Annotated in this window: 8 protein-coding genes; all 8 read left to right on the forward strand. The window is 33.2% G+C overall.

The features are described from left to right. Window positions 1-100 precede the first annotated feature (100 nt). Window positions 101-1,951: an excinuclease ABC subunit UvrC gene (uvrC, locus tag C7954_RS12920; RefSeq protein WP_089717644.1), complete on the forward strand. Its 1,851-nt coding sequence runs from the start codon at window positions 101-103 to the stop codon at window positions 1,949-1,951. A gap of 94 nt (window positions 1,952-2,045) precedes the next feature. Next, on the forward strand, window positions 2,046-2,672 hold the full coding sequence (locus tag C7954_RS12925) for a GntR family transcriptional regulator (protein WP_110301338.1): 627 nt from the start codon (window positions 2,046-2,048) through the stop codon (window positions 2,670-2,672). 33 nt (window positions 2,673-2,705) lie between these two features. After that, on the forward strand, window positions 2,706-3,992 hold the full coding sequence (locus C7954_RS12930; protein ID WP_166635494.1) for a nickel-dependent putative hexonate epimerase: 1,287 nt from the start codon (window positions 2,706-2,708) through the stop codon (window positions 3,990-3,992). A gap of 222 nt (window positions 3,993-4,214) precedes the next feature. Further along, window positions 4,215-5,219 (forward strand): TRAP transporter substrate-binding protein, encoded by a 1,005-nt coding sequence (locus C7954_RS12935; protein ID WP_110301337.1) that lies wholly within the window; start codon window positions 4,215-4,217, stop codon window positions 5,217-5,219. 126 nt (window positions 5,220-5,345) lie between these two features. Further along, window positions 5,346-5,825: a TRAP transporter small permease gene (locus tag C7954_RS12940; RefSeq protein WP_208292429.1), complete on the forward strand. Its 480-nt coding sequence runs from the start codon at window positions 5,346-5,348 to the stop codon at window positions 5,823-5,825. Continuing rightward, window positions 5,825-7,117 (forward strand): TRAP transporter large permease, encoded by a 1,293-nt coding sequence (locus tag C7954_RS12945; RefSeq protein ID WP_110300761.1) that lies wholly within the window; start codon window positions 5,825-5,827, stop codon window positions 7,115-7,117. Before C7954_RS12940 ends, C7954_RS12945 begins: the two co-directional genes overlap by 1 nt. Before the next feature lie 40 nt (window positions 7,118-7,157). Further along, window positions 7,158-8,090 (forward strand): phosphoglycerate dehydrogenase, encoded by a 933-nt coding sequence (locus C7954_RS12950; protein WP_110300762.1) that lies wholly within the window; start codon window positions 7,158-7,160, stop codon window positions 8,088-8,090. Between the two features lie 89 nt (window positions 8,091-8,179). Beyond that, window positions 8,180-9,898, forward strand: coding sequence for a dihydroxy-acid dehydratase (ilvD, locus tag C7954_RS12955; protein WP_089721014.1), 1,719 nt, complete (start codon window positions 8,180-8,182; stop codon window positions 9,896-9,898). Window positions 9,899-10,069 lie beyond the last annotated feature (171 nt).

The raw sequence follows: 10,069 nt of genomic DNA on the forward strand, positions 1-10,069 counted from the left end.
ACTGTTGGGCTAACAGGATTTTAAGCCTGTGGAGATGGTGGGTTACCACTTCTAAGAAGCAGGAATCCTCGAGGGCTTGCCCCGAGGAGGGTCAAAGAAAATGACAGACAATGAAAATAGAAAAGAACACATCGAAGCTCAGCTGAAGGAGTTACCCCGCCAACCTGGAGTTTATCTGATGAAAGATGAAACTGGAATGATTATTTATGTTGGCAAGGCAAAATCTCTCCGCAGCCGGATAAGATCATATTTTCGTAAAAATGATCAGACATATAAAACCAGAATGCTGGTTAAATATATAGATGATTTTGATTATATAATGACTGATACAGAGGTAGAAGCCTATATTTTAGAGGCAAATCTGATCAAGAAGCACCAGCCTAAATTTAATATTCGGCTTAAAGATGATAAGACTTATCCTTATATAAAGGTAACCAAAAATGTGGATTTTCCTCGAGTTTTTAAAACCAGAATTGTAAAAAATGATGGTGCAGAATATTTTGGACCTTTTGCTGATGTTGATGCAATATATAAAACTTTGGATGTAATTAAGGATATTTTTAAGCTCAGAAGCTGCAAAAAAGAGTTAAAGGCTGATGAGCCGGAAGATCGTCCCTGCTTAAATTATTATATAGATAAATGCCTGGGTCCCTGTATTGGTGCGGTTAGTAAAGAAGATTATCACGAATTAATTGACCAGGTCTGTCTTTTCTTATCTGGACGACAAACAGAATTAAAGCAGCAGGTTGAAAAAAAGATGAAAGAAGCTGCAGCAGAAAGAAATTTTGAGAAGGCTGCCCGTTTTCGAGATGCCCTTGAAGCCTTTAAGAAATTAAGTGAAAGCCAAAAGGTAATGACAGATAAGAATATTGATCAGGATGTAGCTGCCTTAGTCCAGGGAGAAGAAGATAATGCTTGTGCTCAACTGCTTTTAGTGAGAAATGGCCGTTTAATTGGGCAGGAGTATTTTATACTTCAGGGAACTGCGGAAGAAAGTAAAGAAGAAACTATGGCTTCATTTTTGCAGCAGTATTATGAGCAGGCAGCTGGAATTCCAGATGAGCTGCTTTTAAATACAAAAATCAATTATCAGGAACTCCTGGCTGAGAGATTAGCAGATTTTAAAGGGAAAAATGTGAGCATTCAATATCCTCAAAAAGGGGATAAGAAAAAAATGCTGCTGATGGCTGAGCGCAATGCTGAACAGAACCTAAAGAAAGAAGATATCCGCAGCAAATATGAGAAGCAGAGAACTTCAGGTGCAGTTGAAAAGCTAGGAAAAATATTAGGAATGGAAAATGATCCTTATCATATTGAAGGTTTTGATATTTCTAATATTCAGGGGACGGATTCAGTAGCTTCGATGGTAGTTTTTAAAAATGGTCGGCCATCAAAACAGGATTACCGCCGTTTTAAAATCAAAACTGTTGAGGGCCCTGATGATTTTTCCAGCATGAAGGAAGTGGTCGAACGTCGTTATGCCAGACTATTGCGTGAAGACAGAAAACTGCCAGACTTGATATTAATTGATGGTGGTAAAGGCCAGCTAAATGCGGCTTATGAAATTTTAGAGTTATTAGGAATAGAAGATTTACCAATCATTGGACTGGCAAAAAGAGAAGAAGAAATATTTATGCCAGGGGAAAGTGAACCAATTACTCTGCCGCACCATACTCCAACTCTGCAGCTGCTGCAGCGGATAAGAGATGAGGCACATCGCTTTGCTGTTAGCTATCACCGCAAACTTAGATCACGGAGGTTGACTCACTCTATGCTAGATGAGATTCCTGGAGTGGGAGAAACCAGGAGAAATGCATTACTACAGCATTTTGGCTCACTTGCTAAAATTAGGGAGGCAAAGATTTGGCAGCTTAAGGAAGTTGATGGTATCAGCGGTAAAACAGCACGTAAAATCTATGATTATCTACGAGAAAACATGCGGGTTTATTAAAAAAGTTTATTTTTTTGCAGGAATTTTTTTGTCAGTGTTGAATATGTAATATAGAGCATCTGATATATCACAGAAATATATAGGAAGTGTTATTATGGTTATTAATAAAAAAAGCTTAACTGATCAAGTTTATACATTGATCAAAGAACAGATTTTAAATCGAGAAGTAGAATTAGGAGAACAGCTTAATACGAGGCGGATTGCTGAGGAGCATGGTATTTCTTTAATGCCAGTTCGTGACGCTTTGAGAAGGTTAGCAAATGAGGATTTGGTGGAAAACAAACCAAGAGTTGGTTTTTTCGTAAAGAATTTTTCTGAGGCAGAGGTTAACGATATTTTAGAAGTTCGTAAAATGCATGAACTTTATTGTTTAAATAATTATTTTGGACAGATTGATAAAGAAAAAATTGTCGAACTCAAAGACAAATTTCTTAAAAGTCATCATAAACATTTTAGTGTTTTTGATAGTCAACTGCATAAAGAAATTGTTTTTGCTTCACATAACAATTATTTAATTGATAGTTATTTAAAGATGATTAATCATTTTACTATGCTTTTTAGCTATTTAAATGATCAGCGTTCTGAAACTTCAAGACAGGAACACATAGATTTGATTGATTGTATTCTTAAAGGAAAGAAAGAAAAAGCATACAAAATTTTATTTAAACATTTAGATAGGGTTAAAATTGCTGAAGATGCAGAAATCAAAAAGAGAGCTTAGTTCCAAATAGTGTATAGTATAGGAGAGTTGATAATGCAAGAAATCAAATCTGAAGTTATCAGTAAAAAAGAATATTTAAGTGATTCAGCTATTAATAATTATTTAAATGAGCTTTCAAATGAGGTAATTGAAGGTGATGTAAAAAGTTTACTCTTAGTTCCGCCAGATTACACACGAAAATCTTCTTCTTTAGGTCTTATAACTGAAAAATTATACTTTAAATTAAAAGATAGAGTTGAGAATATTGATATTTTACCTGCTTCAGGAACTCATGATCCAATGAGTAAGCAGGCTATTAAATCAATGTTTGGTAAAATACCACCTGAAGATTTTTTAGAACACAATTGGCGTCATGATACTATTAAAGTCGGAGAAATACCTAGTAGAAAAATGAAAGAATTTTCTCAAGATCAGCTAAATGATGCTGTTCCATTAGAAATAAATAAAAATATTTTCTCTGAAAAATATGACCTTATAATTTCTTTAGGGCAGGTAATTCCACATGAGGTTGTAGGAATGGCTAACTATACTAAAAATATTGTTGTTGGTTGTGGAGGCAGTCAAATTATTAATAAATCTCATTTTCTAGGTGCCTTAGCTGGGATGGAAAATATTATGGGTAAAGATCATTCTCCGGTAAGAAAGCTTTATGATTACTGTCAAAAAGAGTTTCTAGACCAACTACCAATATTATATTTGATGTCAGTTAATTCTTCTATTAGTGACAAAAAGACTGGACTAACAAAAATTAAGGGGATTTTTACAGGTAGTGATAGAGATAGTTTTGAAAAAGCTGTTGCCGCAAGTCAAAAAGAAAATATTATAAATATAAGAAAACAACCTAAAAAAATTGTTGTTTTTCTAAAAGAAGATAAATTTAAAAGCACCTGGATTGGAGCTAAAGCAATTTATAGGACCAGAATGGCCGTAGCTGACGGAGGAGAGCTGGTTATTATTGCTCCCGGTATTCATAAATTTGGGGAAGATAGAGAAATTGATCAACTTATTCGCAAATACGGATATGTTGGAACAGAAAGAGTTCTTAATTATCTCAAAGAAAACAATGATTTAAAAAATAATCTTTCTGCTGCCGCTCATTTAATTCATGGATCTTCAGAGGGTAGGTTTAAAATTTCACTAGCTGCTCCTAAGCTTAGCAGAGATGAAATTGAGAAAGTTAATTTTAATTATTTAGATTATGATAAAACAATTAATAAATATAATTTAGAACAGCTAAAAAATGGATTTAACCAGATAAATAGTGAAGAAATATTTTATATTGATAATCCTGCAACAGGATTATGGGTTTTTGAGAAATAAAAGAAGGATTTTTAAAAATTACAGCGAATATTTTATATAGATTCAATACAAAACATTGTTTTACTATTCAAAACAGTAATTAAATAATAGATTCTATTATTTAATATATAAAGGGTTAAGCCTATAAGTTCATAATCCCTTAATCAAAATATTTAGGAGGTGGTATTTTAATTTTGGTCGTTTTTTTAATAAAAACTTTTATTAATTATCAGGAGGGAAATTATGTTAAAAAATAAAATTTCAATTGTTTTAATCACTTTATTAATAATCGCTGTATTTTCTGTTGGTGCTATGGCTGTAGAGGAATTAAAGATTGTTGCTGCACATAATCAGACTTCTCCCGAAAACCCTTATCAGGTAGGTCTGCTTGCTTTTAAAGATAAAGCTGCAGAACTTTCTGATGGTGCGATTAATGTAGAAGTACACGCTGGTACTTTAGGTACAAGTGAAGCAGAGCTAGTTGAAAAACTTAAACTTGGTGCTGCAGATGTTGTATTAGTTTCACCTGGGTTTATGAGCAGAACCGGTATCAATGAAATTCAGTTATTTGCATTCCCATATTTGTTTGATAGCTATGATCACTGGGAAAAAGTTGTTGATGGTGAAGTAGGAGCTCAAATGGCAGACATAGTAAATGAAAAGTCTAATAATGACTTTAAATTGATTGGTTACTGGACTGCTGGTGTAAGACATTATTATGGTAAAAAGCCAATTTATGAAATCGAAGATCTTGATGGTGTAAGTATCAGAACACAGACTTCTGGTGTTGTTGCAGATTACTGGAGCAGTTTAGGTGCAGTTCCTACATCTGTAGCTTGGGGCGAATTATATCAGGCACTTCAGCAGAATGTTGTAGATGCAGCTGAAAATGCATATCCTTATTATGTACAGCAGAATCACCATAAGACTGCAAATGGTAAATTTACATCTGAAACTGGACATGATTATACAACAAGATTCTTATTAATCAATGGTCGTAAGTTTGACAGTTTCTCAGCTGAACAGCAGGAAATTTTAATGGAAGCTGCAGAAGCTAGTGTAGAAGCTGAAAGAGCATCCTTATATGCTCAGGAAGAAGAGTACAAAAAAATTCTCATGCAGGATGGCGGCAGAATCAACCTGCTTAATAGAGAACCATTCATTGAAGCTGCTGTACCTTATCAGAATGAAGCAGCTGAAGAATATGGTGTAACAGAATTACTAGAACAGATTAGAGAACTTAAGTAATTAAAGATAATCACTCCTAACAGGTAAAAACCTGTTAGGAGTATTTTTTCAATAAATAGTTAATTTATTTACATGAATAATTTTTAATACATGAAATTTTTATTATGAATAAAAAGAGGTGAAACAATGATTAAGAAAATTACTAGAATAATGGAAAAAATCCAGGTTACATTTGGAGTGATTTTTTTATCACTATTTTTTCTTGTTATTGTAATTCAAATGTTTGCTAGATATACTGGTATTTCTTTAATTTGGACAGAAGAAGCTGCTAATTATTCTTTTATTTGGTCAGTGTTTATGGGTGCATCGGTTATGATACATAGAGAAGGACATTTCCGTTTCACTTTATTTTTTAATAAATTAACTGGTAAAGCCAAATCTATTTTAATTATATTTATTAATACAATTTTATTAATTTTTAGTATTGCTCTAATTTATTATGGTATTATCGCAACACAGAATTTCTGGAATTATAATTGGTTTTCTATACAGAGTTTTAAAATGGGATATATGTTTATTTCAATTCCAATTATGGGGATCAGTATGAGTGTATATATGATTGACCATATATATGATGCTTATAAAGAAATGAAGAGGTGTGAATAATGTTAGGATTTGGACTAATTGCTTTATTTTTATTTTTAATGTTTATTGGTGTGCCGATAGCTTTTGTGATTGGAATTATAGCATTTTTAGGGATCTCAGCTGCCCCATATATTCCTGAAGTTACAGTAGTTATGAAAATGTTTAATGGTTTGAACTCTTTTGTTCTTTTAGCTGTACCGTTATTTATTTTAGCTGCAAATTTAATGAACAGTGGTGAGATTTCAAAAAAATTAATCAACTTTTCTATTGCTCTTGTTGGTCATATTAGGGGTGGACTGGCCCATGCAAATGTTTTAGTGTCTATGATTTTTGCCGGAATATCAGGTGCTTCTCAGGCTGATACTGCAGGGATAGGTAAAGTTTTAATTCCAAATATGATAGATACAGGCTATGACAAGGAAACTGCAGTTGGAGTCACAGCTGCTTCTTCTACTATTGGTGTTATTATTCCACCGAGTATTCCGATGATTATTTATGCTGGTTTAACTAATACATCTGTCAGTGAATTATTTATTGCGGGTATTGTTCCTGGAGTTTTAAGTGGTCTGGGAATGATGATAGTTATTTATATACTCTCATTAAAGCGTGGTTACCCAAAATATGAGAGAACTAATTTGAAGAAAATATTACGATTAGCAAAAGAAGCTTTTCCAGCTCTTATGACACCGATTATAATTATTGGTGGAGTTATAACTGGCTGGTACACAGCAACTGAGGCTGCAGCTTTTGCTTCCTTATATACATTTGTGATTGGTATGTTCTATTATAAAACTATTAAATTTAAAGATTTACCGGGAATATTAGAAGATACTTTAACTTTAAGTTCTCTTTCTTTATTTGCCTTAGCTACTGCAAGTGCTTTAGGAGAATTAATGGGTTATTATCAGGTTTCTACTATTGTGCAGCAATTCTTTACTGCTCATATACAATCAACTTCGGTATTTATGGTAATCATTATTCTCTTTTTCTTATTTGTTGGGACATTTATGGATGCTATACCAGCTATGATTTTATTTATACCAGTAATTTTGCCGCTCTCAATAAATTTAGGTATAAGTCCTGTTTTGTTAGGGATGGTTGTAATTGTAACACTTGCCATTGGTTTAGTAACTCCACCTTATGGACTTTGTCTTTTAATTGCTGCTAGAATTGGAGATATGTCGATTGAGCGTTCTTTTGGAGCAGTGATAATGTTTATTGCGGTTGTTTTAGCAGTTCTAATATTCATGGCATTTTTCCCGGATATCGCTTTTTATATTCCTAAATTATTTGTTCCATCACTAGGAATTTAATTAATTAAGTATTAAATTAAAAATTTTAGGAGGCATAATAATGTCAAAAAAAGTTGCTATAACCTCAGAATATTTTGGAAAGTTTTCTGACGAAGCTTTTACGATATTGAAAGATAATGGATTTGAGGTAATAGAAAATAAATATGATAAATTTTTAGACAAGGAAGAAGAAATAATTTCTTTAAGTAAAGAAGCGAATGCTATTATTTGTGATTTAGAAGAAATATCACAAAATGTTATTGATCAGTCTCCAAATTTAGAAATAATTGCTAGGAGAGGTGTTGGAACTGATTCAGTTGCAGTTGATTATGCCGAAGAAAAAGGTATCAAGGTTGCAAGAACTTTAGGTGTTGTTGAAAAACCTGTAGCAGAGCTGGTAATGTCATTTATCTTAAATATTTCTAGAAGAATTATCCCTCTAAACAAAGAGATGCATCAAGGGAAGTGGAATAAGATACTTGGAAATAGTTTAGAAGGAAAAACTCTGGGTATTATTGGTATGGGTAATATTGGTGAAGAAATAACCAGGAAAGCCAAGGCTTTTGATTTAGATGTCATTTATTATGATGTTGAAAGAAAGTTAGAAGTCGAAGAAAAATTTGAAATGGAATACTCTAGTTTGGATGAGTTATATCAAAAAGCTGATATAATAACATTACATGTTCCTTTAAATAAACATACAGAAAACTTAATTGATTATGAGGCACTAAAAAAAATGAAAAAGAAAGCAATTTTAATTAATACAGCTAGGGGAGCAGTAGTTAATAATAAAGATTTAAAAAAGGCATTAGATAGTGATTTAATAGCTTATGCAGCAGTAGACGTTTTTGACACTGAGCCTAAAACTGATTCAGTTTTAGTAGATTGTGATAATGTATTATTAACACCTCACGTTGGAACTTTTACTGAAGAAATCTTTATAAAAATGGATGTTTTAGCTGCACAAAATGTGGTTGATTTTTTTAATAAATAGTTTTCAAAAGGGGGGGTGAATACCCCCTAATATTATAACAAAGCTGATATATTAGATATCAACATTTAATTACCAAGGAGATGGTTTTATTGCTTAGAAGTCAAGAAATAAGAAAACAGGGAGCAGAAATAGATGCTTTAAGAATGGGAATGGACTGGACTGCAGATGACTTAGATAAAATGCAGATTATAATTGCCAATACTTATGGTAATGGTCATCCAGGAAGTTTTCATTTAGATAAATATGTAAGTACACTAAAAAATGAACTTAAAAAAATTGATGTTATGGGAAGTCGAATGACAACCTCAGATATTTGTGATGGCATTGCTCAGGGACATGATGGTATGAACTATTCATTAGTTTCCAGAGAAATGATAGCAAATATGGTTGAAATTCAGGCAATGGCAGCACCTTATGATGGGATTGCTTTATTTTCCAGCTGTGATAAGTCGGTGCCTGCCCATCTGATGTCTATTTTACGACTCAATCTTCCTGCGATTCATATACCAGGAGGTTCAATGGCACCTGGGCCAGCTGGTTTAACTTTAGAAATGATTGGAACTTATTCTGCAGATCTCAAAAGAGGTGAAATTACCGAAGAAGAGTTTAAACAGTATCAGTATTCAGCCTGTCCAAGCTGTGGTGCTTGTCAGTTTATGGGAACTGCTTCTACTATGCAGTTAATGTCTGAAGCACTTGGTTTAGCGTTGCCTGGAGCTGCTTTAATTCCTTCAACCAGTCCAGCTCTAGAGATTATGACAAAAGAGGCAGGTCATTATTTAGTAGATCTAGTCAAGAAGGGAATAAAACCCTCTGATATAGTCACCCGTAAATCTTTTGAAAATGCTATTATGATTCATGCTGCAATTGGTGGCTCAACAAATGCCCTTTTACACATTCCTGCTATTGCACACGAGTTTGGAATCGAAATAGAATTAGATCAATTTGATGAAATTCATCGTAAGATACCTTTTATTGCAAACATAAAAACAAGTGGTAAATACCCAACTCACTATTTTTGGTATGCAGGCGGGCTGCCGGCTGTGATGAAAGAATTAAAAGATTATTTGCATTTAGATCAGATGACAGTTACCGGAAAAACTCTGGCAGAAAACTTAGAAGAACTTGATAAATTTAGCTATCTAGATTATATGAAAAGTGAAGCACCTAAAAATTTGCCAAATGATGTAATTTACCCAGCTTCATCTCCAATTAATGATGAAGGATCCTTAGCTGTACTTAAAGGTAATTTGGCTCCAATGGGAGCTGTGGTTAAACATTCAGCAGTTGATCCTCAAATGCATCAATTCAAAGGCAGAATTAAAGCTTATGATACTGAAGAAGAAGCTTTAGATGCTGTTTTATCAGGTGATATAGTTTCTGGTGATGCTGTAATTATACGCTATGAAGGTCCTAAAGGAAGTGGAATGCCGGAAATGTTTTATACCAGTGAGGCAATAGCTTCAGATGAAGTATTAAATACTTCTACAGCCTTAATCACAGATGGAAGATATTCTGGGGCAACCCGAGGCCCAGCTATCGGACATGTTTCTCCAGAAGCTGTTGATGGCGGGCCAATTGCTTTAGTTGAAGATGGAGACTTAATAGAAATTGATATTCCGGGACGAAAACTAAATATCATTGGCCTGAATGGAGAAGAAAAATCGGCTGCAGAAATTGATAAGGTATTAGCAGTACGTAAAGAAAAATGGAAAAAGCCTAAGTTTAAATTTAACAGTGGAACTTTAGGACTTTATGTTCGTCATGCAGTTCCTGCAGCAAAGGGAGCTTATATTGGTATGGATTAGTATTAATAATATAATCAATAATTTAGAATTGAAAGGTTATTAGCAAATAAATATTCAACTTAAAAAATAAATTATTGATAACGTCAAATAAAATATGATAGTTACCATAAAATGTAAGTAAATAGTAATAGATCACCACTAATTTTAATTATAATAAAAATATTCAGAATG

The organism is Halanaerobium congolense (assembly GCF_004366375.1).
Taxonomy (GTDB): Bacteria; Bacillota; Halanaerobiia; order Halanaerobiales; family Halanaerobiaceae; genus Halanaerobium; species Halanaerobium congolense.

What these genes read in the sequence shown, in the direction of transcription:
- C7954_RS12925 (WP_110301338.1), top strand. Translation starts at nt 2,046, where the DNA reads ATGGTTATTAATAAAAAAAGCTTAACTGATCAAGTTTATACATTGATC.
- uvrC (WP_089717644.1), top strand. Translation starts at nt 101, where the DNA reads ATGACAGACAATGAAAATAGAAAAGAACACATCGAAGCTCAGCTGAAG.
- C7954_RS12945 (WP_110300761.1), top strand. Translation starts at nt 5,825, where the DNA reads ATGTTAGGATTTGGACTAATTGCTTTATTTTTATTTTTAATGTTTATT.
- C7954_RS12930 (WP_166635494.1), top strand. Translation starts at nt 2,706, where the DNA reads ATGCAAGAAATCAAATCTGAAGTTATCAGTAAAAAAGAATATTTAAGT.
- C7954_RS12935 (WP_110301337.1), top strand. Translation starts at nt 4,215, where the DNA reads ATGTTAAAAAATAAAATTTCAATTGTTTTAATCACTTTATTAATAATC.
- C7954_RS12950 (WP_110300762.1), top strand. Translation starts at nt 7,158, where the DNA reads ATGTCAAAAAAAGTTGCTATAACCTCAGAATATTTTGGAAAGTTTTCT.
- C7954_RS12940 (WP_208292429.1), top strand. Translation starts at nt 5,346, where the DNA reads ATGATTAAGAAAATTACTAGAATAATGGAAAAAATCCAGGTTACATTT.